Annotated in this window: 21 protein-coding genes; 9 read left to right on the top strand and 12 right to left on the bottom strand. The window is 70.8% G+C overall.

The genetic code is table 11. From position 1 onward, the window contains the following. Positions 1-17 precede the first annotated feature (17 nt). The 4 genes from ACWDEW_RS21805 (at position 18) to ACWDEW_RS21790 (ending at position 4067) form a co-directional block, all read left to right on the top strand. The gene (locus tag ACWDEW_RS21805) at positions 18-692 is read left to right on the top strand and encodes an urease accessory protein UreF (RefSeq protein ID WP_450514611.1); all 675 of its coding nucleotides are present in this window, start codon (positions 18-20) and stop codon (positions 690-692) included. 200 nt (positions 693-892) lie between these two features. Beyond that, a complete protein-coding gene (ureG, locus tag ACWDEW_RS21800; protein WP_450514610.1) occupies positions 893-1570 on the top strand; it encodes an urease accessory protein UreG in 678 nt (225 codons plus the stop codon). Further along, positions 1558-2325 carry an urease accessory protein UreD gene (locus ACWDEW_RS21795; RefSeq protein ID WP_450514609.1) on the top strand — a complete coding sequence of 256 codons (768 nt, stop codon included), beginning with the start codon at positions 1558-1560 and terminating at the stop codon, positions 2323-2325. Before ureG ends, ACWDEW_RS21795 begins: the two co-directional genes overlap by 13 nt. Before the next feature lie 134 nt (positions 2326-2459). Continuing rightward, entirely contained in the window at positions 2460-4067 is a 1608-nt protein-coding gene (locus tag ACWDEW_RS21790) for an alpha/beta hydrolase (RefSeq protein ID WP_450514608.1), read from the top strand. A gap of 78 nt (positions 4068-4145) precedes the next feature. Here ACWDEW_RS21790 and ACWDEW_RS21785 read toward each other — a convergent pair whose 3' ends face one another. The 4 genes from ACWDEW_RS21785 to ACWDEW_RS21770 all read right to left on the bottom strand — a co-directional run bounded on the left by ACWDEW_RS21785 (position 4146) and on the right by ACWDEW_RS21770 (position 9583). Continuing rightward, positions 4146-4865, bottom strand: a complete 720-nt coding sequence (locus tag ACWDEW_RS21785) for a lysophospholipid acyltransferase family protein (RefSeq protein ID WP_450514607.1) — start codon at positions 4863-4865, stop codon at positions 4146-4148. Between the two features lie 201 nt (positions 4866-5066). Then, positions 5067-6944: a phospholipase C gene (locus ACWDEW_RS21780; RefSeq protein ID WP_450514606.1), complete on the bottom strand. Its 1878-nt coding sequence runs from the start codon at positions 6942-6944 to the stop codon at positions 5067-5069. 174 nt (positions 6945-7118) lie between these two features. After that, positions 7119-8339, bottom strand: a complete 1221-nt coding sequence (gene efeB, locus ACWDEW_RS21775; RefSeq protein ID WP_450514605.1) for an iron uptake transporter deferrochelatase/peroxidase subunit — start codon at positions 8337-8339, stop codon at positions 7119-7121. Beyond that, the gene (locus tag ACWDEW_RS21770) at positions 8336-9583 is read right to left on the bottom strand and encodes an EfeM/EfeO family lipoprotein (RefSeq protein WP_450514604.1); all 1248 of its coding nucleotides are present in this window, start codon (positions 9581-9583) and stop codon (positions 8336-8338) included. The genes efeB and ACWDEW_RS21770 overlap by 4 nt, the downstream gene beginning before the upstream one ends. A gap of 323 nt (positions 9584-9906) precedes the next feature. Between ACWDEW_RS21770 and ACWDEW_RS21765 the strand changes: the two genes are divergently transcribed. Continuing rightward, positions 9907-10122 (top strand): hypothetical protein, encoded by a 216-nt coding sequence (locus ACWDEW_RS21765; RefSeq protein WP_450514603.1) that lies wholly within the window; start codon positions 9907-9909, stop codon positions 10120-10122. Between the two features lie 40 nt (positions 10123-10162). On the opposite strand, the gene rocD is transcribed toward ACWDEW_RS21765, so the two are convergent. The 3 genes from rocD to ACWDEW_RS21750 all read right to left on the bottom strand — a co-directional run bounded on the left by rocD (position 10163) and on the right by ACWDEW_RS21750 (position 12826). Beyond that, complete coding sequence (gene rocD / locus ACWDEW_RS21760; RefSeq protein WP_450514602.1) at positions 10163-11389, bottom strand: ornithine--oxo-acid transaminase; 1227 nt, start codon at positions 11387-11389, stop codon at positions 10163-10165. Then, a complete protein-coding gene (ddaH, locus tag ACWDEW_RS21755; RefSeq protein ID WP_450514601.1) occupies positions 11386-12198 on the bottom strand; it encodes a dimethylargininase in 813 nt (270 codons plus the stop codon). The genes rocD and ddaH overlap by 4 nt, the downstream gene beginning before the upstream one ends. A 124-nt stretch (positions 12199-12322) precedes the next feature. Continuing rightward, positions 12323-12826 (bottom strand): Lrp/AsnC family transcriptional regulator, encoded by a 504-nt coding sequence (locus ACWDEW_RS21750; RefSeq protein ID WP_362983075.1) that lies wholly within the window; start codon positions 12824-12826, stop codon positions 12323-12325. Positions 12827-12903: 77 nt separating this feature from the next. Between ACWDEW_RS21750 and ACWDEW_RS21745 the strand changes: the two genes are divergently transcribed. The 4 genes from ACWDEW_RS21745 to ACWDEW_RS21730 are packed head-to-tail and all read left to right on the top strand — an operon-like array spanning position 12904 to position 16979. Further along, positions 12904-13653 (top strand): LytR/AlgR family response regulator transcription factor, encoded by a 750-nt coding sequence (locus ACWDEW_RS21745; protein WP_019070929.1) that lies wholly within the window; start codon positions 12904-12906, stop codon positions 13651-13653. Positions 13654-13655: 2 nt separating this feature from the next. After that, entirely contained in the window at positions 13656-14015 is a 360-nt protein-coding gene (locus ACWDEW_RS21740; protein WP_450514600.1) for a hypothetical protein, read from the top strand. Positions 14016-14020: 5 nt separating this feature from the next. Then, on the top strand, positions 14021-15733 hold the full coding sequence (locus tag ACWDEW_RS21735) for a sodium/solute symporter (RefSeq protein WP_450514599.1): 1713 nt from the start codon (positions 14021-14023) through the stop codon (positions 15731-15733). 28 nt (positions 15734-15761) lie between these two features. Beyond that, entirely contained in the window at positions 15762-16979 is a 1218-nt protein-coding gene (locus tag ACWDEW_RS21730; protein WP_450514598.1) for a histidine kinase, read from the top strand. Positions 16980-16986: 7 nt separating this feature from the next. Here ACWDEW_RS21730 and ACWDEW_RS21725 read toward each other — a convergent pair whose 3' ends face one another. The 5 genes from ACWDEW_RS21725 to ACWDEW_RS21705 form a co-directional block, all read right to left on the bottom strand. Further along, entirely contained in the window at positions 16987-17145 is a 159-nt protein-coding gene (locus tag ACWDEW_RS21725) for a hypothetical protein (protein WP_019070924.1), read from the bottom strand. A 13-nt stretch (positions 17146-17158) separates the two neighbouring features. Continuing rightward, positions 17159-19021 carry a protein kinase domain-containing protein gene (locus ACWDEW_RS21720; protein WP_450514597.1) on the bottom strand — a complete coding sequence of 621 codons (1863 nt, stop codon included), beginning with the start codon at positions 19019-19021 and terminating at the stop codon, positions 17159-17161. Between the two features lie 25 nt (positions 19022-19046). Next, entirely contained in the window at positions 19047-20390 is a 1344-nt protein-coding gene (locus tag ACWDEW_RS21715; protein WP_450514596.1) for a DUF6777 domain-containing protein, read from the bottom strand. 118 nt (positions 20391-20508) lie between these two features. Beyond that, positions 20509-21459 (bottom strand): cytochrome c oxidase assembly protein, encoded by a 951-nt coding sequence (locus ACWDEW_RS21710; protein WP_450514595.1) that lies wholly within the window; start codon positions 21457-21459, stop codon positions 20509-20511. 188 nt (positions 21460-21647) lie between these two features. Beyond that, positions 21648-22673, bottom strand: coding sequence for a 6-phosphofructokinase (locus ACWDEW_RS21705; RefSeq protein WP_043668541.1), 1026 nt, complete (start codon positions 22671-22673; stop codon positions 21648-21650). Positions 22674-22856 lie beyond the last annotated feature (183 nt).

Here is a 22856-nt window from a genome sequence, read left to right as displayed (position 1 = left end):
TCGATGGGCGCGGTGCGATGAGCAGGGGAGCGCTGCTGGTCCTCGCCGACGGGCGTTTTCCCGCCGGCGGGCACGCGCACTCCGGCGGGGCGGAGGCGGCCGTCAAGGCCGGGCGGGTCACCGGGGCGGCGAGCCTCGGCGACTTCTGCCGGGGGCGGCTGTACACGGCCGGTCTCGTGTCCGCTTCGCTGGCCGCTGCGGCCGTACTCGGTGTCGATCCGGTGGAGTTGGACGCGGCTGCCGATGCGCGGACGCCGTCGCCGGCGTTGCGGACCGCTGCGCGGAAGCTCGGGCGGCAGTTGATGCGGGCCGCGCGGGCGACCTGGCCGTCCGCCGAACTCGACGCGCTGGCCCGGGAGTTCCCGAAGGGTGCGCATCAGCCGGTCGTGCTGGGGCTGGTCGCTCGGGCGGCCGGTCTGAGGGCTGAGGACGCTGCGTACTGTGCGGCCTACGAGAGTGTGAGTGGGCCCGCGTCGGCGACGGTGCGGTTGCTGAGTCTTGATCCGTTCGACGCCACGGCCGTACTGGCACGGTTGGCGCCGGAGCTGGACCTTGTCGTCGATCGGGCGGTGGAGGCGGCCGGGCGTGTGGTGGACCACGGTGTCGATGAACTGCCTTGTGCGTCTGCGCCGTTGCTGGAGATCGGGGCGGAGGCGCATGCCGCTTGGGCTGTGCGGTTGTTCGCGTCGTAGGGGCTTTCTCGCCCCCGCCGCCCCTACCCGTCCCGTCACCAGGGGCTCTGCCCCTTCGACCCCGTCAGGGGGTTTCGCCCCCTGGACCCCCCCGGGTCGGCCTGGACGGCCTCGTCCTCAAACGCCGGACGGGCTGGATGGTGCCGGCCGGCGTTGCAAGACCCCGTAAAGCCCCGCAGGAAACCAGAAGGAGCCGCCCCATGCACCTCGACCACACCCACGACGGCCCCGCCGCCGTCAGTGCAGACGCTCACCGCCCCGACGGGAACCGTCGTGCTCTACGTATCGGACTCGGCGGGCCCGTCGGTTCCGGTAAGACCGCCACCGTGGCCGCGCTCTGCCGGGCCCTGCGCGACGAACTCTCCCTCGCCGTCGTCACCAACGACATCTACACCCGTGAGGACGCCGAGTTCCTGCTGCGGGAGGCCGTGCTGCCGCCCGAGCGGATCAGCGCCGTCGAGACGGGGGCCTGTCCGCACACGGCGATCCGGGACGACATCTCCGCCAACCTCGAAGCCGTGGAGGACCTGGAGGACGAGGTCGGGCCGTTGGATCTGATCCTCGTCGAGTCCGGCGGGGACAATCTCACCGCGACCTTCTCCAAGGGGCTCGTCGACGCGCAGATCTTCGTGATCGACGTCGCCGGCGGGGACGACATTCCGCGCAAGGGCGGGCCCGGGGTGACGACCGCCGATCTGCTGGTCGTCAACAAGACCGACCTCGCGCCGTACGTGGGGTCCGATCTCGGGCGGATGGCCGCCGACGCGAAGGCGCAGCGGGCCGAACTGCCCGTTGTCTTCCAGTCGTTGCGGACCGAGGCGGGGGTCACGGACGTCGCCGCCTGGGTGCGGGCGCAACTCGCCGCGTGGGCCGCGTGATCGCGACCGGCGTTCGGGCCACCGCGCGGATCGTGGCCCGGGAGGACGGGCGCGGCGGCACCGCGCTTCCCGTGCTGGAGGGCGATGGGCCGCTCGCGCTGCGTCGGACCCGCGCCAGCGGCTCCGAGGCCCGGGTCATGCTCGTCGGGGCGATGAGCGGGCCGCTGGGCGGGGACCACTTCGCCGTCGAGGCCGATGTGGAGAGCGGGGCGCGGCTGCGGGTCGGGTCGGCCGCCGCCACCATCGCGCTGCCGGGGCAGGCGAAAGGGGAGTCGCGGTACGACGTACGGCTCAGGGTCGACGAGGACGGTGAACTGCACTGGCTGCCCGAGCAGTTGATCTCCGTGTGCGGCAGCGACCTTAGAGTCACCACCCGCGTCGACCTCGCCGGCTCCGCCCGGCTCGTCCTGCGCGAGGAGCAGGTGCTCGGGCGGGTCGGTGAGGAGTCCGGGCGGCTCACCAGCCGGCTCACGCTGCGGATCGCCGGACGGGCCGTGCTGGATCAGGAGTTGGCCTGCGGTCCCGGAGCGCCGGGCGGCTGGGACGGGCCCGCCGTCCTCGCGGGGCATCGCGCGGTGGGGCAACTCGTCGTCGTACGGCCGGAGTTCACCCGGGAGCCGCCCGCGGCGCGGATGCTGGGCGAGTGCGCGGCGCTGGCGCCGCTGGCCGGGCCTGCCGTGCTGGTGACGGCCGTCGCGGCCGACGGGCTGCGGTTGCGGCGGGTGCTGGACGAGGCCTTGGTGTCCCTCGGGTGAGTATCCGCTGAGCGGTACGTGAGTTTCCGCTTATCGGATTGGTAAAGAAGGTCAACAGCCTCTGTCCTCAGACACCTCACAGCCGGGAGGATCCCCCGAGACCATTTCGCAACTAAGTACGGGGAGGGGCCCACTTGAGGTTCATCAGACCGAGGAGCCGCGTCACGGCGTTCGGCTCGGCCGGGTTCGCCGCGGCGGCTCTGATAGCCGGCGCCGTGGCGGCGCCCACGGCCAACGCGCAGACCAACCAGGCGGCAAGCCACGGGCAGGACAGTGCGGCCAAGGGTGCCGCGCTCGCCGCCGCCCGCGCCGCGAAGGCCGGGATCGACTGGCAGGACTGTCCCGCCGACTGGGGTTTCGAGAAGCCGATCCAGTGCGGCTGGGTCACCGTGCCGATCGACTACACGAAGCCCAACGGCAAGACGATCAAGCTGGCCGTCGACCGCATCGGCAGCACGGGCACGAAGGAGGAGCGCCAGGGCGCGCTCGTCTACAACCCCGGCGGCCCGGGTGGCTCCGGAATGCGCTTCCCGCGCCGGGTCACCACCAAGAACCCGCTGTGGGTCAACACGTCCAAGGCGTACGACTTCGTGGGCTTCGACCCGCGCGGTGTCGGCCACTCGGCGCCCATCTCCTGCATCGACCCGCAGGAGTTCGTGAAGGCGCCCAAGGCGGACCCGGTACCGGACTCCACGGCCGACAAGAACGCGCAGCGCAAGCTGGCCCGTGAGTACGCGGACGGCTGCGCCGAGCGCACCGGCCGCACCATGCTCGCGCAGATGACCACGCCGAACACCGCGCGCGACCTGGACGTCATCCGCGCCGCCCTCGGCGAGAAGAAGCTCAACTACCTGGGCGTCTCCTACGGCACCTACCTCGGCGCCGTCTACGGCACCCTGTTCCCGTCGCACGTCCGCCGGATGATCGTCGACAGCGTCGTCAACCCGGCGCGCGACAACATCTGGTACGAGGCCAACCTCGGCCAGGACGTCGCCTTCGAGGGTCGCTGGAAGGACTGGGAGGACTGGGTCGCGAAGAACGACGCGGCCTTCCACCTGGGGACCACCCGCGACGCCGTACAGGCCAAGTGGCTGCAGCTGCGCGCCACCGCCAAGAAGAGCCCGCTCGGCGGGGTCGTCGGTCCGGCCGAGCTGCTCGGCTTCTTCCAGGGCGCCCCGTACTACGACTCCTCGTGGGTGCCGGTCGCCACCGCGTTCAGCAAGTACTTCGCCGGTGACCCCCAGCCGCTGATCGACGCGGCCTCGCCCGACATGTCGGACACCGCGGGCAACATCACCTCGGAGAACGGCAACGCCGTCTACACGGCCGTCGAGTGCACCGACGCCAAGTGGCCCACCAGCTGGGCGAAGTGGGACAAGGACAACACGGCGCTCAACAAGAAGTACCCGTTCCTGACCTGGTCCAACGCCTGGATGAACCTGCCGTGCGCCACCTGGCCCGTGAAGCAGCAGTCCCCGGTCGAGGTCAGGACCGGCAAGGGTCTGCCGCCGGTGCTCATCGTGCAGTCGCAGCGTGACGCCGCCACTCCGTACGAGGGTGCCGTCGTCCTGCACCAGCGCTTCAAGGGCTCCCGTCTGATCACCGAGAAGGACGCGGGCTCCCACGGTGTGACCGGTCTGGTCAACCCGTGCATCAACAGCCGGGTGGACACCTACCTCCTCACCGGCAAGCTGGACGCCGCCGACGTGACGTGCACCCCGCACGCGACGCCGGTGCCGTAACGAGCAGCAGTCGTACACGACTTGGGGCGGCCGGTTCTCAACCGGCCGCCCCTCGTCATGTCTTCCGCGTGCGGACCCTCAACTCAGCGGCAGGCGAGGGAACTTGCGTTCCTTTGCGGCGGCCGCCTGTTCCGCCTTGACGACGGCCGCGTACTGGTCGACGTACTCCTGCTCGGAGAGCATCAGGATCGCGTACATGATCTCGTCGGTGATGGCGCGCAGGATGGCCTTCTCGTTCTCCATGCCGGCGTAGCGGGAGAAGTCGAGGGGCTTGCCGAAGCGGATGGTCACCGGGTGGATGTTCGGGATGACCTTGCCGGGCGGCTGGGCCTCGAAGGTGCCGATCATCGCGCAGGGGATGACGGGCACCTGGGCCTTCAGGGCCATGACCGCGACGCCGACCTTGCCCTTGTAGAGGCGGCCGTCGTGGGAGCGGGTGCCCTCCGGGTAGATGCCGAGCAGCTCGCCCTTGCTGAGGACGCCGAGGCCCTCGCGGATCGCGGCCTGGCCCGCCTCCTTGCCGGAGCGGTCGACCGGGATCTGGCCCGCGCTGCGGAAGAAGGTTGCGGTGAGGCGGCCCCTGATGCCGGGGCCGGTGAAGTACTCGGCCTTGGCCAGGAAGGTGATCCGGCGCTTGAGGACCGCGGGCATCAGGAAGTGGTCGGAGAACGAGAGATGGTTGCCCGCGACGATCGCGGGGCCCGCCTCCGGTATGTGGTCGAGGCCCTCGATGCGGGGCCTGAAGACCAGTCTGAGCAAGGGACCCAGAATCACGTATTTCAGGACATAGTAGAACAAGGGGGGTCGCTCCTCACTCCGGCGGGTCGGCTCGACCGATCTGTTCTCGCAGGTCACCCGGTCTCTCGTGGGGTGCCAGTGTAGGCGCAGGCGGCGCCGCGTGGAACCGGTGGCGATCAGCGCGCCGCGGACACGGCCGAGGGCGGCGAGAAGGAACCCCTCGCCGCCCTCGGGACGGAACTGCCCCCGGTCCGCCGGGACTTACACGGACGCGGTGCGCGCCCTGCGGCGGTACAGCGCGAACGCGGTGGTCGCGCCCGCGGCGGTGACCAGACCCGCGCCGATCGCGATCACCGGCGTGTTGGAGGCGGTACCGCTGGCGGCGACGTTCTGGGCCTTCAGGTCCTGGACGTACGCCGGGTACGGAGCCGTGGAGGCCGTCGACGAGATCTGGGAGTAGTGCGGGATCCGCTTGACCGACTGCACTGAGCCGTTCGTGTTCAGCAGCACCTGCTTGTCGTTCGGGTGCTTGAAGTCGAACATCCCGGAGAGGGTGCCGGCCCGCTGGTCGAAGGACGCGTCACCGATCCGGCCGGTGTGCCAGTTGTCCTCGATGAACTGGGTGATCGACGCCTGCTCGGTCGGCGTGTGGTCGATCTTGTTGACCTTGCTGTACGGCGAGACGACCAGCAGCGGCTGCCGGGTGCCCGGGCCGCAGCGGTCCGCGTAGCCGCCCTTCGCCGCCGGACCGGCCTGGCAGGCCGGGCTGTCGGTGGCCTTGCCGTTGGAGCCGACCGTGGAGTCCTTGGAGCCGTTGAGCACCTTGGAGGTCACGTGGTCGTACCAGCCGTCGGAGTCGTCGTAGGCGATGACGACCGCCGTCGACTTCCACTCCGGCGACTTCTGGATCGCGTTGATCTCCTTGATCAGGAAGTTCTGCTCGTCGGCCGGGTCCGAGTAGCCGGCGTGCCCGTCCTGGTACTCGGCCGCCTTCAGGAAGCTCACTGCGGGAAGGTGGTTCGCCTTCAGCGCCGCGTCGAAGTCCGTCAGGTCGTAGTTGTGGTTCGCCCGGCCGTTGTGGCCGATCTCGGCCACCGACTTCGGCGCCAGGTGGTGCGGGTTGGACGTCGACCTGTAGTACTCGAACGGCGAGTGGTGCGGGCTGTAGTCCTCGGAGGCCGCGCCGCCCACGTTGGTGTGCGTGGTGCCCGCGCACTTGGCGTAGTCGCCGCTTTTGCCGTCCCAGGCGGTGCTGGGCCGGAAGCCGCCCTGGAACCAGCCCCAGGTCACGCCCTTGTTGTTGAGCAGGTCACCGATGTTCTTGCCCTGCATCTCGGCGAGCGCGCTGGTCGAGGTGTGGTCCTTGTCCGAGCAGTCGTCGAAGGCCGGGTCGGGGTCGTTGACGACCGTGCCGACACCCTTGGCGTTCGGGGAGACCACGGCGTACGGGTCCGGGGTCGTCGTCTGCTTCGGGTTCTCGGTGCCGGAGGCAGGGTCGACCGAGATCACGCCGTGCGTCTGACCGGAGACCAGGTTCAGCGCGCCGGGCGTGGAGGGTCCGAAGGTCGAGCTGAAGGAGTGGTCGTTCAGCGCGAACTGCTGGGCGTAGTTCCACAGGCCCGTGACGGTGTTGCCGTCGTAGTAGTCCATCACCAGACCGGGTTCACCGAACAGGCCGGTGCACTTGTTGACCTCGGTGTTCTCGACGTACTTGTCGGCCTTGCCGCCGTCGGCCGCGTACTGCTCGGGGCCGTAGGAGTGGTTCTGGTCGCAGGTCATCACCTGCGAACTGCTCAGCCGGGTGGGCGTGTAGAGGTTCGGGTTCTTCTTCAGCAGCCCGGCGTTGAGCAGGTTGTCGGCCTTCGGCGTGCGGGCCGCGGCCTTGAACTTCGTGCCGTCCGTGTTGGCGGCCTTCGGGTAGGTGGCGAAGTAGTGGTCGAACGAGATGTTCTCGTCGTAGAGCACCACCACGTGCTTGATCGGGGTGGCCGTGTGCGTGCTGCCGGAGGGCTGGTGGCCGCCGGAGCTCGCCGCCGCGGGCACGACCCCGCCCGCCGTGGCCAGCGCCGCCGCGCCGAGCAGGGCGCCCACGCGGGTCAGTCCGCGCCGCCCGCCTGGGATTCTTCCTGTGCCGATCATGCTGTCTCGCCTTCCGGGAGCACTGTTCTCGCGTGCCACGCCACCCTTGGCCGTGACGCCTACGGCCGTAGCCTGGGCAATGGTGACGGCGGGGCGGGGGAGGAGCAATGACGCGCGAGCGAACGCCCGGTCAGGAATTTCTCATGGTCTGTTGGTCTGGTCTTGACCGTGCTCTCAGGTCAGCAGGGTGCGGCCGAGCCAGTCGGCGCTGTCGCGGGCCCCGGGCAGCACGAAGAAGTAGCCGCCGCCGTACGGCGAGACGTAGTCGACCAGCGGTTCACCGGCCAGCCGCTTCTGTACGGTCTCGAACTGCCGGGCGAGGTCCTGCTGGTAGCAGCAGAACAGCAGGCCCATGTCTAGGTTGCCGTTGCTGTCCATGCCCCGGTCGTAGTTGTAGCCGCGGCGCAGGATGCGCTGGTCCGCGCTCTGCGTGGTGCGCGGGTTGGCGAGCCGGATGTGGCTGTCGAGCGGGATCACATCGCCCTGCGGGTCCTGCGCGTAGTTCGGGGTGTCCTTCTCGTGCCGCCCGTCCAGCGGTGCGCCGGTGTCCCGGGCGCGGCCGAACATCCGCTCCTGCTCGGTGAGGGAGACCCGGTCCCAGAACTCCACCAGCATCCTGATCAGCCGTACGACTTGATAGCTGCCACCGGTCGTCCACGCCGGTTCGCCGCTGCCGGCCCCCACCCACACGAGGTCGTTCATCGCGCGGGCGTCGGTCACCTCCGGGTTGGCGATGCCGTCCTTGAAGCCGAGGTGGTTGCGCGGGGTGCCCGAGGGGCGCGGCGGGCTGACGAACCCGTCCGTCCGCCACCGCACCTGCATACCGCCACGGGTGTGCCGGGTGACATCGCGCAGGGCGTGCAGCACGGTGTCGGAGGTGTCGGCGCAGAACTGCACGCTCAGATCGCCGTGGCACCACGCGGAGTCGAGGTCGTCGTCGGGGAACGCGGGCATCGTGGTCAGTCGGCGGGGTACGCGCTTCGCGAGCCCGTAGCGGTCGTCGAAGAGCGAGGCGCCGACGCCGACCGTGACGCTCAGCCGGTCGGCCGGGAGGTCGGGGCCCAGGGTGCCGGAGTCGGCGGGCGGGGCGGTGATGCCCAGGTCCTCCGGGCTGCCGCCGGAGGTCAGGAAACGCGCCCGGTCGGTCAACGTCCGTAGGAGGTCGGTGAGTTCGGCCCGGTTCTCGGCGGTGGTGTCGAAGGAGACGAACGCGGTGGCGCGCTGCGCGGGGGTGATGATCCCCGCCTGGTGGAGCCCGTGGAAGGGCACGCGCGCACCGCTCTCCGCGGCGGCGGCCGACGCCGTTCCCCGGTCGGCGGCGACCAGGCCGGCACCGGCCACGGCCGCCGCGCTCGCCAGGAAACCCCGGCGGCCCACCTCGTGTCCGCGCTTCACGCGGTCCTCCGTACGTCCGTGAGGGCCGCCACGTCGGCCAGCCGCTCCACCAGTCCACCGAGGTCGGAGTCGACCTTCTCCCTTTGCGGACGCATGAGTTGAGCCAGGGGCGTCCACTTCCCGGAGTGGTCGAAGCCGTCCAGGGTGTGCTGGGCCCGGTCCATCCAGTCGCCGAGTTCGGCGTAGCCCGTGTCCCGGGTCTTCAGCAGCGGGCTCAGGTATCCGAGCAGTACGCGCGTGCCGTCGAGGTTGGCGCGGGCGGTGGCCAGGTTGGTGCCGCTGCCGTAGTCGGTGCGGCCGGTCAGCTCGAACTGCACGGTGTTCTCCAGGATTTCGTGCGCGCGCAGTCCGGTGTCGGACGGGTCCATCCGCTGGGAGGGCCAGCTGCTCTCCAACGCGTGGACGTCCTTGGCGAGTCGGTCGGCGGGACCGCGCAGCCCGCTCGCCGGCTCGCCGTGCCACAGCCCGTACTCGACCCGGTGGAACCCGGTGAACCCGGCGTCGCGCACCCCGCCCGAGAGCCCGGCCGTGGTGCCGTTGATCGCCCCGTCGGAGTCGCCGAACGTGCCGTAGGCGGCCCCCATCCGCTCGTAGACGAGATGCGCGGGCAGCCATGCCGTGCGGGCCGCCGCGAGATCACCGCGATCCACTGCGGACCTCAACACGTCGGTCTTCCGGGCCAGTTCGACGGTCCGGGACTGAATCCACTTCTGGTAGCCGAGTGTGGGCGGGATGAGTTCCTGCTGGGTGACCGGGACGGCGGCCGGTCCGCTCCTCACCTTCGAGCCGGTGATCCGCACGGTCGGCCCGGTCACGGCGTCGGCGTCGTCGGGCAGACACTTGAAGGCGTACGAACCGTTGCCCAGGGTCACCCCGAGCGGCCGAACCGTCCCCGGCGCGAGCCCCTCGACCTCGCCGTAGACCGCGCCGGTCGTCGGGTCGGTCAGATACACCTCGGCCACCGTGCTCGACGTGTTGCGCAGCTCGAAGACCTGATGGCCGGCCTGCGGGTGCGTCCAGCCGGTCCCGCAGCCGGAGGTCGCGACCTCGACGGTGGTGTGCGGCAGGCCGTCGGCGGCGACGGCGGTCTTCCCGCCCGAGCCGGACCCCCGCTGGGTCAGCACACCGGCCACGACGGCCGCGACGACGACCAGGGCGCCGGCCGCGAGCAGGACGGTACGGCGATGTCCGGCGGCGGGAGCGGGCTCTGCTTCGGCTTCGGCGCCGCGCGCGGTTCCGGGCACGCCGGGCCTCCAGGGGCAGTCGTACGAAAGGTGGCGGTACCCGCGATCTTATGAGGGCGCCACCGACCCCACCGCCTCCCTTGACCCTGTTCTGACCGGAGGGCGGGCGAGAATTCGCCCGGGGTTCACCCTGCTGTCCGCGAGCGCCACCGTCCGCCGTACGGGCGAACACGGTGCGCTACGGCCGCCTCGCCCGGGTCGGGAACAACCCGGGCCCGTTCCGTGCTGCTCCTGATACCTCGCCGGATATTCAGAGAAGGGTCGTGGACGAGATGATTCGGTCAGGGCAGGAGCCGCTCCCGCCGTCGGGTGAAGCGCCCTTGGTGACCACCTGCGGTCGGCAGGTCGCGGTGAAGCGACTGCTGCTGGCGCTCCCCGAGCGGCCGATCACCCGGGTCACCCTGGACGTGGGCCCCGTCGTGCGCGGCGAGCCCGGGCTCTGGGCCTCCCTGACCGTGGACGAGGCCCGCGACCTGGCGCGTCGACTGCTGGCCCAGGCCGCCCTCGCCGACGCCGTCGCTCCCACGGGCGAGCAGTAGCTGGGCCGGCGCCCGAGCGCCGGCCCAACCACCCGTCACCTCACGCCCCTTGCGTCAGGACCCTCTCCAACGCACCCACGGCGGACCGGAGTTCGTCCGCCGTGATGGTCAGCGGCGGGGCCAGCCGGATCGTGGAGCCGTGGGTGTCCTTGGCCAACACGCCCTCACGCATGAGGCGTTCACTGATCTCACGGCCGGTGCCGATGGCCGGGTCGACGTCGACGCCCGCCCAGAGGCCGCGGGAGCGGAACCCGACGACACCCTTGCCGACCAGCTCGGTCAGACCGTCCCGCAGGACCACGCCCAACTCGGCCGCCCTGCGCTGGAATTCACCGGTCTCCAGGAGTTCGACGACCGCCGTGCCGACCGCCGCGGCGAGCGGGTTCCCGCCGAATGTCGAACCGTGCTCGCCCGGGTGCAGCACCCCCAGCACCTCGCGCCGCGCGACCACCGCCGACACCGGCACGATGCCCCCGCCGAGCGCCTTGCCGAGCAGCAGCACGTCCGGGACGACATCCTCGTGCTCGACGGCGAGCGTGCGGCCGGTGCGGCCGAGGCCCGACTGGATCTCGTCCGCGATGAACAAGCAGCCCTTGCGGGTGGTGAGTTCGCGGACACCGGCCAGATAGCCCGCGTCAGGGATGATGACTCCGGCCTCGCCCTGGATGGGCTCGATCAGCACCGCCGCCGTCGTCTCGTCGACCGCCGCCTCCATTGCCGCGAGGTCGTTGTACGGCACGATCCGGAAGCCCGGCGTGAAGGGGCCGAAGCCCGCCCGCGCCGTCTCGTCGGTGGAGAAGCTGACGATCGTCGTCGTACGGCCGTGGAAGTTCTCCGCCGCGACGACGATGGTGGCGCGGTCGGCGGGGACGCCCTTCACGTCGTAGGCCCATTTGCGGGCCACCTTGATGCCGCTCTCGACCGCCTCCGCGCCCGTGTTCATCGGGAGCACCATGTCGAGGCCGGTCAACTCCGCGAGCCGCTCGGCGAATTCGGCAAGGCGGTCGTTGTGGAAGGCGCGGGAGGTGAGCGTCAGCTGGTCGAGCTGGCGGTGGGCCGCCTCGATCAGCGCGGGGTGGCGGTGGCCGAAGTTGAGGGCCGAGTAGCCCGCGAGCATGTCGAGGTAGCGGCGGCCCTCGACGTCCTCCACCCAGGTGCCCTCGGCGCGGGCGACGACCACGGGCAGCGGGTGGTAGTTGTGCGCGAGGACCGGCTCCTCGGCACGGATGAGGTCGGCGGACGTACGGGCGCTGGCGGGTGCGGTCATGAGCGGATCTCCTGGGTGCAGCACTTGATGCCGCCGCCGGCTTTGTGGAACTCCGACAGGTCGACGGGGACGGGGACGTAGCCGCGTTCGGCGAGGCGCGCGGCCAGCGCCTCGGCCTGGGGCGCGATGAAGACGTGCAGGCCGTCGGAGACGGAGTTGAGGCCGAACGTCATCGCGTCCTCACGGGTCGCGAGCACCGCGTCCGGGAACAGCCGCGCGAGCACCTCGCGGCTGCCCGGCGAGAACGCCTCCGGGTAGTAGCAGATGTTGTCCTCGTCGAGGACGAACAGCGCCGTGTCCAGGTGGTAGAAGTACGGGTCAACCAGCGTCAGGCTGATCACCGGGACGCCGAAGAACTCCTGCACCTCGCGATGGGCCTCGCGGGTCGTACGGAACCCGGTGCCGGCCAGCAGATAACGGCCGGTCGGGATCAGGTCGCCCTCGCCCTCGCTGACCGACTCGGGGCGGTACACGTCGTAGCCGGCCGCCTTGAACCACATGTCGTAGTGGTCGGACTCGGGGCGCCGCTCGGGTGCGTGGAAGAGGGAGCCGAAGACGCGGCCCTCGACGACGACCGCCGAGTTCGCGGCGAACACCATGTCCGGGAGGCCGGGGGCCGGGGGCACGGTGTCGACGGTGTGGCCGTGCTCGCGGTAGGTGTCGATCAGTGTTCGCCACTGCTCCTGGGCGAGATCGACGTCGACCTTGTGGTCGGGATGCATCCAGGGGTTGATCGCGTACTGCACGGCGAAGTGTCTGGGTTCGCAGACGAGAAAGCGCCGCCGGCGCCGCACACGGGTCTCGGGCACAGAGGGGTTCCTCCGCTTCCTGTGATGTCGACTGGGGGTTGACACCACGGTAGGAAGAGACCAATACGCGCGACAAGCGATGAAGGCTGCGTGTCTGCGCAGGAATGCTGCGTCTTGGGCGGGGTCAGCGCAGGTCTGATGCGTCGCCCGGGGCGGGGTGGGTGGCGCCCGCTTCCGGGCTTTCCGGGAGGAGGTGGGACAGCACCATCACACTGATCGTCTTCCGGATGAACGGCTCCTGCCGGATCCGCTCCAGCACCTCCTCGAAGTGATCCACATCGGTGGCCCGCACATGCAGCAGCGCGTCCGCGCCACCGGTCACGGTCATCGCCGCGGTGATCTCCGGATGGTTGCGCACCACCTCCGCGAGCCGCCTGGGGGGCGCGGCGCCCTCGCAGTACACCTCCACGTACGCCTCCGTGCGCCACCCCAGCGCGGACGGCCGTACGGTCGCCGTGAACCCGGTGATCACACCCGTCTCCCGCAGCCGGTCCACCCGCCGCTTCACGGCCGTCGCGGACAGCCCGATCGCCGCGCCGATCTCGGCGAAGCTGGTCCTGGCGTTCGCCATCAGCGCGTTGATGATCTTCCGGTCGAGCTCGTCGAACGGGGTGGTCCTGCTGTTCATGTCGGCACTGTATCCAGCGGGGACGTCCACGCCGGGTACATGTCCAGGCGTACGAATTCCTCCTACACTCCACGTTCATGCTGCGCGCCCTCGCCGTCGACGACGAACGCCCCTCGCTGGAGGAGTTGCTCTATCTGCTGAACGCCGATCCACGCATCGGCAGCGCGGAGGGCGCGGGCGACGCGACCGAGGCGCTGCGGCGCATCAACCGCGCCCTGGAGTCCGGCCCGGGCGGACCCGAGGCCATCGACGTCGTGTTCCTCGACATCCAGATGCCCGGCCTCGACGGGCTGGACCTGGCACGGCTGCTGACGGGGTTCGCGCAGCCGCCGCTCGTCGTGTTCGTCACCGCGCACGAGGACTTCGCCGTACAGGCCTTCGATCTCAAGGCAGTCGACTACGTCCTCAAGCCCGTCCGCAAGGAACGGCTCGCGGAGGCCGTGCGCCGGGCCGCCGAACTCGGCGGCGCCGCACCGCGGATACCCGTGCACGAACCCGATCCCGACCACATAGCCGTCGAACTCGGCGGCGTCACCCGCTTCGTGGCCGTCGACGACATCACCCACGTCGAGGCCCAGGGCGACTACGCCCGGCTCCACACCGACCGCGGCAGCCACCTCGTCCGCATCCCGGTCTCCACCCTGGAGGACCGCTGGCGCTCGCGCGGCTTCGTCCGCATCCACCGCCGTCACCTCGTCGCCCTGCGCCACATCGGCGAACTCCGCCTGGACGCGGGCACGGTGAGCGTCCTGGTGGGCGGCGAGGAACTCCAGGTCAGCCGCCGCCACACCCGCGAACTGCGGGACCTGCTGATGCGGAGGTCCTGACAGTGCCTCAGGAACCCAGCGAACGCAGGGTCGTCGTCACCGGCCCACCCCGCCGCACCCGGCGCGCCTCCGGCTACTCCCGCCCCCGCACCGAGATCGACGAACAGACCACCCTCGGCCACACCTACGTCCGCTCCCTCATGCGCACCCAACTCCGCGCCGCCCTCATGGTGTTCGCGGTCCTGGTCCTGCTCGTCGGCCCGCTGCCCCTGGTGTTCGCGGCGACCCCGGGCTCCCGCCGCCTCGAATGGCTGATCCTCGGCTTCTGCCTCTACGCCCCGCTCGTCCTGCTCGCCCTCTGGTACGTGCGCCGCGCAGAACGCAACGAACGCGACTTCGTACGCCTCGTAGAGGACCGCTGAGGCGCGTGAACTCCAGCTACGCCGTACCGGCGGTCGCCCTCGTCGTCGTGGCGACCGTCCTCGTCGGCGCCTTCGGCCTGCGCATCTCCCGCACCACTTCCGACTTCTACGTCGCCTCCCGTACCGTCGGCCCCCGCCTCAACGCGGCCGCCATCAGCGGCGAATACCTCTCCGCCGCCTCCTTCCTGGGCATCGCGGGCCTGGTCCTCGTCCAGGGCCCCGACATGCTCTGGTACCCGGTCGGCTACACCGCCGGATACCTGGTCCTGCTGCTGTTCGTCGCCGCCCCGCTGCGCCGCTCCGGCGCCTACACCCTCCCCGACTTCGCCGAGGCCCGGCTCGCCTCGCACGCCGTACGACGCCTCGCGGGCGCCTTCGTCGTGGGGGTCGGCTGGCTGTACCTCCTGCCCCAACTCCAGGGCGCGGGGCTGACGTTGACCGTCCTCACCGGCGCGCCCGACTCGCTCGGCGGGCTGATCGTCGCCGTCGTGGTCGTCGCGACCGTCGCCGCGGGCGGCATGCGCAGCATCACCTTCGTCCAGGCCTTCCAGTACTGGCTGAAGCTCACCGCGCTGCTCGTCCCCGTCCTCTTCCTGGTCCTCGCCTGGCAGAGCGACGGAGCACCCCGGCACGCCTTCGAGGAACCGGCCGCCTTCCGCGAACAGCGCGTCGTCCGCGTCGACGACACCCTCGACCTCAAACTCGACCGCCCCCTGACCGTCACGGTGAACGGCACGGTCGACGGCCGCCGCCACCGCGCCGAGCGGCTCCAACTCCCCACCGGCACCCACCACATCGGAGCCGGTACCCGCCTCACCTTCGCCAAGGGCGCCACCGTCCCCGTCGCCGACCGCGGCACCAACGGCGGCATGTCCACCTCGCTCGCCGCGAGCCGCGAGGAACGCCCGCTGTACGCCACGTACGGCCTCATCCTCGCCACCTTCCTCGGCACCATGGGCCTGCCGCACGTCGTCGTCCGCTTCTACACCAGCCCGCACGGCGTCGCCGCCCGCCGCACCACTGTCGCCGTCCTCGGCCTCATCGGCGCCTTCTACCTTCTGCCACCCGTCTACGGCGCCCTCGGCCGCCTCTACACCCCCGAACTCACCATCACCGGCGACGCCGACGCGGCCGTCCTCCTGCTGCCCGACCGCATGATCGGCGGGGTCGGCGGCGATCTGCTCGGCGCGCTGGTCGCGGGCGGCGCCTTCGCCGCGTTCCTGTCCACCGCCTCGGGACTCACCATGGCCGTCGCCGGAGTCCTCACCCAGGACGTCCTCCCGTCGCGCGGGGTACGGCACTTCAGGCTCGGCACGGTCCTCGCCATGGTCGTCCCCCTGGTGGCGAGCGTCCTGGTCGGCGGGCTGCCCGTCGCCGACGCCGTGGGACTCGCGTTCGCCGTATCGGCCTCCTCCTTCTGCCCGTTGCTGGTCCTCGGCATCTGGTGGACCCGGCTCACCCCGCCCGGCGCGGCGGCCGGAATGCTCGTCGGCGGCGGCTCGGCGTTCGCCGCCGTGGCCGCGACCATGGCCGGCTTCCCGGGCACGGGCTCACTGCACGCCCTGCTCGCCTGGCCCGCGCTCTGGTCGGTACCGCTGGGCTTCCTCACGATGGTGCTGGTGTCCCTGGCCACGCCGGGCCGGGTGCCGACGGGAACGGCGGCGATCCTGGCGCGCTTCCATCTGCCGGAGGAACTGCGGGTGGAGGTGAAGGCGTGAGAGCGTCTCATGCGACGGAGGCGGGTACATGAGCGGTTTCCTGGCCGGCCTCTGTGTCGCCGTACTCCCGCTGCTCGCCGCCGGTTTCTGGCTCGGGCGGCGCACCGCGCGCCCGGAGAGCCTCGGCGGGCTCGGCACCCCCGTCGAGCACGCCACCTTCCAGACCCTGCACACCGCCTCCCTCGCCGCACCGCCGCTGCGCGCGGGCCTTACCGGGGAGACGGCCGGCCGCTCGGCCCGCAGACTGCGCACGCTGCTCGGCACCGACGCGCTCTGCCTGACCGACCAGAAGCAGGTCCTCGCCTGGGACGGCGTCGGTGACCATCACCGGGCCGAGATCATGGAGCGGCTCGCGGGCCCGCTGGAGACCGGCCGCGGCGAGGCGTTCCGGCTCACCTGCGCTGCTCCGGACTGCCCGCTGCGCTGGGCGGTGGTCGCCCCGCTCACCGTCGACGACCGGGTCCACGGCGCGCTGGTCGCCTGCGCGCCGCGCGAGTCAGCCGTGCTGGTCCGGGCCGCCGGAGAGGTCGCGCGGTGGGTCTCCGTCCAACTGGAGTTGGCGGATCTCGACCAGTCCCGCACCCAGCTGATCGAGGCCGAGATCAAGGCACTTCGGGCCCAGATATCCCCGCACTTCATCTTCAACTCGCTCGCGGTGATCGCCTCGTTCGTCCGCACCGACCCCGAGCGCGCCCGCGAACTGCTCCTCGAATTCGCCGACTTCACCCGCTACTCGTTCCGCAGGCACGGCGACTTCACCACCCTCGCCGACGAACTCCACGCCATCGACCACTACTTGGCACTGGTCCGGGCCCGCTTCGGGGAACGGCTCTCGGTCACGCTCCAGATCGCCCCCGAGGTACTTCCGGTCGCGCTCCCGTTCCTGTGCCTGCAACCGCTCGTGGAGAACGCCGTGAAACACGGCCTCGAAGGCAAGGCCGTGAATGCAGCGGGCAGGAGCCGCATCAGCATCACCGCGCAGGACGCCGGCGCCGAGGCACTGGTCGTCATCGAGGACGACGGCGCCGGCATGGACCCCGACCTGCTGCGCCGCATCCTGGCGGGCGAGGTCAGCCCCTCGGGCGGCATCGGCCTGTCCAACGTCGACGACCGGCTCCGCCAGGTCTACGGCGACGACTACGGCCTCGTCATCGAGACCGCCGTAGGAGCGGGCATGAAGATCACCGCCCGGCTGCCGAAGTACCAGCCGGGCGTGCACTCGGCGAGCCGCCGGAGCGAGCAGTGATGAGCCCTCAGGTGCTGCGCGTGGCCACCATCCCCAGGGTGATGAGCCCCAGCACGACCCAGCCGAACCACAGCCAGCCGTTGCTGCCGAGCGCCACCGTGTAGGCCGTCACCACCACCAGCCCGCCGACGGTGATCACCCCCATGGTCTTCGTGGAACCGGGCATCGCGACACCCTCCTCATGGTCCGTCCCCCTCCATGGTGCCCCCGTTCTGCTTCCGCACGGCGCACACGACGAAATGAGTGCCGGACTTCCACGGTCCCTCACTGGTCCAGGAGGCGGCCTGGTAGACCGACGGATCGAAGCCGTAGTCGGCCGGCGGGACGTCCTGTGCGCAGGCCGCGTCCGACCGCGTGCGCGCCTGGGCCAGCGTGACGTCCGCGCCCAACCGGGTGAACCCGAGCACTTCCTGGTCGTGCTTTCCGGCGCAGGAGACCAGGCTCGCCGCCCGGTTCGAGGGCACGTCCAGACAGTCCCGCTTCTGCATGGTCGACGTGTCCGCGAACGCCGACCCGAGGGTGCGGTGGCTGCCGAGCGGCCCGTAGACCGGCCCGTGCGCGCCCAGCACCAGACAGGCGGTGCGGTGTCCGGCCGCCTCGAAACCCGTGTCGGTCGGTACGACGGCGTAGCCCCGCACGTCCGCGAGCTTCTCCCGCATCTCCTGCGTCCGCTGCGCACACCGGTCGGCGCCGACCTTCCGCGCCTCGCCCGCGGACGCGGTGGACACGAACGCCATCACCTGCCCGTCCGGCACCGTCGTCCGGCAGCCGGCGTCCACGGCGAGCCGCGGCGTCCCCCGGAAGCGATGCCCGCCCGGCCAGTCGGCGGTGACACAGTCGCCGTCCTTGAGCGGCGCGGAGAGCCCGACGGCCGTGCCGTACGGCGGACCCTTCTTGCCGGTTTCCTTGCCGGGCGGCTGATGAGCCATCGCGTACCAGACACCGCCCAGGGCCAGAACGAGCCCGAGCAGCCCCGCCAGGACGGACTGGAGGACCCGGGGCCGAGGACGCCGACGCCGGCCCGCGGGGGAGGGCTGGGCCGCCGGGACCCCGTATCCGTACGGCGGCGAGGCCTGCGTAGGCATCGCCACCGGCACCGGCGCGGGCCGCCCCTCCCAGGGGGACTCCGAACCCAGGTCCGTCTGCGTGCGGGCGTACGCCTCCGCCTCGGCCTGCGGCGTCACGATCCGCGACAGCGCCGCCTCCGCCTCCGCCGCCGGAATCCGCCGTAGCGGATCCTTCTCCAGCATCGCGTGGAGCACCGGTGCCAGGGCGCCCGCGCGGGCCGGTGGCAGCGGGTCCTCCATGACCACGGCGGTGACCTCGGCGAGCGGGGACTCACGGGTGAAGGGGCCGTGGCCCTCGACCGCGTGGTACAGCGTGCAGCCCAGCGAGAACAGGTCGGCGGCGGCCGTCGGCGGCCCGCCCGTGGCCCGCTCCGGCGCCAGATAGCCCGCCGTGCCCACGAGCACGGACGTCAGCGTGTACCGCGTCTCCCCGCCGTCCGGCTGCACCGAGATGCCGTAGTCGGTGAGCAGGACCCGGGCGTACGGCGAACCGGTGCGGTCCGGCGCGAGCAGGATGTTCGCCGGTTTCACGTCCCGGTGCATGACGCCCCGCTCGTGCCCGGCGGTCAGCGCGTCGAGCACGGCGAGCCCGATGCGGGCGCACTCCGCCGGGGCGAGCGGGCCCTGCCGGCCGACCAGGTCGCGCAGGTCGACGGCGTCCGCCACATACTCCATGACGATCCACGGCAGCCCGTCGTGCTCCAGTACGTCGTGGACGGTCACCACATGGGGGTGGCCGCGCAGCCCCGCCGCGTGCCGGGCCTCTGCCTGGGCGCGGGCCACCCGGGCCTCCCGCTCGGCGCCGGCGGAGGCCGGGTTGCTGAACACGATCTCCTTGAGCGCGACTTCACAGGCCAGCCGCTGGTCATGTGCGAGCCACACATGTCCCATACCGCCACTGCCCAGCCGGTTCAGCAGGAGATAACGGCCGGCGATGACCCGGCCCACGCCCGACGTCGGCGATCCCTGAGGCATCCGGTGTCCCCCTCCCGGTTCCGCGTCATGTCTCGGTCGCGGCGGGGGTGCCGGTCACGGGGTCTCTGGTGACCGGTTCGCTCGTGATGGGCACGCTGCTCGTCACGGGGGCGCTGCTCGTGACGGGCGCGCTACTGGTCACGGGGGCGCTCGTCACGGGCGCCGCGCTGGTGGTGACCGGCGCGCTCGTCACGGGCGCACTGGTCACCACCGAGGGCGAACCGGTCTTGGGAGAGCTGCTCGGCGGTGAGCTGCTCGACGGCGGCGGCTTGCTCTTGGGCGAGGACGGGGGCGGCGACGAGGGCGGTGAGGCAGGCGGCGACGAGGTCGTGGGCGGTGCTGTCCGAGACGTGGAGGGCGGTGCCGTGGACGTCGGCGGGCCCACCGTCGGTCCGGAGGTCGTCGGAGCCGGGGGAGTGGACGTCGCCCCGGTCGCTCCACCGCTCGTCCCGCCGGACACCGTCAGCGTCACGTACTGCCCGAACCTCAGCTCGGTCCCCGCCGGCGGATTGGACGCGGTCACCCGCGCGTCGTCGGACGGCGCCGCGCTCCCTCCGTACCCCACGGCCAGCCCGCTGCTCACCAGTTGCCGCCGAGCCTCCCCGAACGTGGCCCCCATGAGGTTCGGCACCGCGTGCTGCCGCCGGGTGTCGAAGGTGCTGTCGTGCCTGCCCGTCGAACCGACCGGACGCGTGATGCCGACATCGGGATCGCCGACGTCCACGAGGGCGAGCCGCTCCATCTTCCGGGGCGCCGGCTGCACGGCCACCACCGAGGACGGCTCATATCCGTGCCACTTCCTGTTGCCGTCCGCGAACTTGACGGAAATCCTCCCCGCGTCGCCCTTGAACGGGCGCAGCGGATTTCCGCACGAGCACTTCGCGGCGGGTTCCCCCTGCTCGTCGACGAGAATCGCGATTCCCGCCTGGAGAAGGGAGTTGTAGGGCGTTGCCTTTCCCTTTTTGTAGTCGTGGTTCTGTACGAGAGTGTCGTGACGCAGGAGTACGGGTGTGAGCCGGTCGAGATAGCCCGGGATCTGGTCCGTGGTGATACCGAGCACGGACGACCACGCCACCGCCTTCCGGTGGTTCGCGGGATCGGTCAGGAACCTCTTGAGCTTCGCCACGTCACAGATGGTCGGCTGCCTGGTGCCCCCGTACAGACCGGGTGTGTCTCCCTGCTGCAGGGTGCCCCGCACCGGCAGCGAGCGGACCTCGGCGTCGTGGCCCAGTCCCTGTTTCTCGTCGAAGAAAGGCGCGAGCGACGGAACTCCGACGGCGACCGCCTTTACGGCGAACGTATGTGCGCCCCCGCCGCAGCCACTCACGACCAGGACACAGACGAGCAGCACGGCGATCCTGCGGATCACTGCAATTCCGGTCCTTTGCACAACCGCGCGAAATGTCATTACCGCTCCCCCCGGTCGCGGTTCCCCCATCGCGCTTTATGCTACTGAACGAATTCTCCGTTCAGTGAGCCGCGTGCGCTCAATTGCCTCGTGTGTTCAATGAGGCCAAATAGGCGTTGTACGCCTCAAGTTCCCTGTCGCCGTCCCGGTCGGCGGCCCGGTCCTGCCGCTTGGCCTGCCGCTGCTCCGAGCCGTACCACTGGAACAGCAGGGCGATCAGCACCAGCACGGAGGGGATCTCGCTGAACGCCCAGGCGATACCGCCGGCCGCGTTCTGGTCGGAGAGCGCGTCGATGCCGAGCGAGGCGGGCGGGTGCTTGAACGTCTCGACCATCGGCTCCGACGCCATCATCAGCGCGATGCCGAAGAACGCGTGGAACGGCATCCCGGCGAACAGCTCCAGCATCCGCATCAGATAGCCCGGCCGGTTCGGCCCCGGGTCCACGCCCATGATCGGCCAGAAGAACACCACGCCCACGGCGAGGAAGTGCACCATCATCGCGATGTGCCCGGTCTTCGAGCCCATCAGGAAGTCGAAGATCGGCGTGAAGTACAGCGCGTACAGGCTCGCGATGAACAGCGGGATCGTGAACGCGGGATGCGTGATGATCTTCATGTACCGGCTGTGCAGGAACATCAGCAGCAGCTCGCGGGGCCCCTTCCGACCCCTGGCCGCAGGCGGCAGCGCCCGCAGCGCGAGGGTGATCGGAGCACCGAGCAGCAGCAGGATCGGCGACAGCATGCTGATGATCATGTGCTGCACCATGTGCACGCTGAACATGACCATGCCGTAGTCGTTGAGCTTGGTGCACATCACGAGCCCGACGGTCAGCACCCCGATGACGTACGAGATCGTCCGCCCCACGGGCCACGAGTCCCCGCGCCGCTTCAACCGCACGACCCCCCAGCCGTACAGCCCCAGCCCCAGCAAACAGGCGGTGAGGAAGAACGGGTCGGCCGACCACTCAAGTCCGCGCCCCAACGTGAACGGCGGCAGATCCATGGTCATGCCGTGCCCGCCGTGATCCATCGGACGGCTCCTGATTCGTGGGGGTGTGCGTCGTCTGTCCGCACCAGACTAGAACTGCCCCCGGTCACTTCTGCGACCGGGGGCAAGTGCACCCACCCAGGGGCGCGGGGCTGTGACATTTGCGGCTCCGCCGCGTGGGCGCGACCAGCCACAGCGCGACCCGCACCCGACGAATCACCTCACGGCGTTCAGAGCACGCACTCGGCCTCTTCATACCGATCAGCGGGCACGGTCTTAAGAGTCTCGACCGCATCAGCCAACGGCACCATCAAAATGTCGGTCCCCTGAAGCGCGGTCATCTTCCCGAACTCCCCACGGTGAGCGGCCTCCACCGCATGCCACCCGAACCGGGTCGCGAGCACACGGTCGTACGCGGTAGGCGTACCCCCACGCTGCACATGCCCGAGGATCACCGGCCGCGCCTCCTTGCCGAGCCGTTCCTCCAGCTCGATGGACAGCTGCCGCGCGATCCCCGCGAAGCGCTCATGGCCGTAGACGTCCTTCTTGCCCTCGTCGAACTCCATGGAGCCCGCGCGAGGCTTCGCACCCTCCGCAGCGACGACGATCGCGAAGCGCTTGCCCGCCTCGAAGCGTTCGCCGACGCGCGCGGCCAACTCCTCGATGTCGAAGGGGCGTTCAGGTACGACGATGGCGTGGGCGCCGGCCGCCATGCCGGAGTGCAGGGCGATCCAGCCGGTGTGCCGGCCCATGACCTCCACGACGAGGACGCGCTGGTGGGACTCGGCGGTCGTCTTGAGCCGGTCGAGCGCCTCGGTCGCGACACCGACGGCCGTGTCGAAGCCGAAGGTGACGTCCGTGACGGCGATGTCGTTGTCGATGGTCTTGGGGACGCCGACGATCGGGAGCCCGGCGTCGTACATCAGCTTGGCGGCCTTGAGCGTGCCCTCGCCGCCTATCGGGATGATCGCGTCGAGGCCGAGCTCCTCGACATGGCCCCGGGCCCGCTCCACGCCGTCCCGCAGATGGGAGGGCTGGACCCGGGAGGAACCGAGGATGGTGCCGCCGCGAGCAAGGATGCCGCTCACCGCGTCGAGGTCGAGCTTGAGGTAGTCGCACTCCAGGAGGCCCTTCCAGCCGTCCCGGAAGCCGATGACCTCGTCGCCGTGGTCCACGACGGCGCGGTGCACGACGGACCGGATGACGGCGTTCAGGCCGGGGCAGTCGCCGCCGGACGTGAGCACACCAATGCGCATAGCCCGAAAGAACCTTCTCAACGTGGGCGGGACCGGACCACTTTGTCCGGCACGATCCCCGCCACCCTAACGGCAGGAGGGGGCGGGGTCGTAGCGTGCGTCCGCCTGCTGGACGACCCCGCTCACCTGCGCGGACGAGGCGTCAGACGGGCTGGTTGCCCGCACCCGAAGACCAGGTGTACG

The organism is Streptomyces sp. NPDC001100 (genome assembly GCF_053598575.1).
The sequence above is the reverse complement of the archived record's forward strand: the minus strand, read 5'-3'. Positions and strand labels throughout refer to the sequence as shown.

Excerpts from the sequence above, each read along its gene's own strand:
- ACWDEW_RS21805 (WP_450514611.1), top strand. The coding sequence starts at position 18 with ATGAGCAGGGGAGCGCTGCTGGTCCTCGCCGACGGGCGTTTTCCCGCC.
- ureG (WP_450514610.1), top strand. The coding sequence starts at position 893 with ATGCACCTCGACCACACCCACGACGGCCCCGCCGCCGTCAGTGCAGAC.
- ACWDEW_RS21780 (WP_450514606.1), bottom strand. The coding sequence starts at position 6,944 with ATGATCGGCACAGGAAGAATCCCAGGCGGGCGGCGCGGACTGACCCGC.
- rocD (WP_450514602.1), bottom strand. The coding sequence starts at position 11,389 with ATGACCGCACCCGCCAGCGCCCGTACGTCCGCCGACCTCATCCGTGCC.
- ACWDEW_RS21750 (WP_362983075.1), bottom strand. The coding sequence starts at position 12,826 with ATGAACAGCAGGACCACCCCGTTCGACGAGCTCGACCGGAAGATCATC.
- ACWDEW_RS21745 (WP_019070929.1), top strand. The coding sequence starts at position 12,904 with ATGCTGCGCGCCCTCGCCGTCGACGACGAACGCCCCTCGCTGGAGGAG.
- ACWDEW_RS21730 (WP_450514598.1), top strand. The coding sequence starts at position 15,762 with ATGAGCGGTTTCCTGGCCGGCCTCTGTGTCGCCGTACTCCCGCTGCTC.
- ACWDEW_RS21725 (WP_019070924.1), bottom strand. The coding sequence starts at position 17,145 with ATGCCCGGTTCCACGAAGACCATGGGGGTGATCACCGTCGGCGGGCTG.
- ACWDEW_RS21720 (WP_450514597.1), bottom strand. The coding sequence starts at position 19,021 with ATGCCTCAGGGATCGCCGACGTCGGGCGTGGGCCGGGTCATCGCCGGC.
- ACWDEW_RS21710 (WP_450514595.1), bottom strand. The coding sequence starts at position 21,459 with ATGGATCACGGCGGGCACGGCATGACCATGGATCTGCCGCCGTTCACG.
- ACWDEW_RS21705 (WP_043668541.1), bottom strand. The coding sequence starts at position 22,673 with ATGCGCATTGGTGTGCTCACGTCCGGCGGCGACTGCCCCGGCCTGAAC.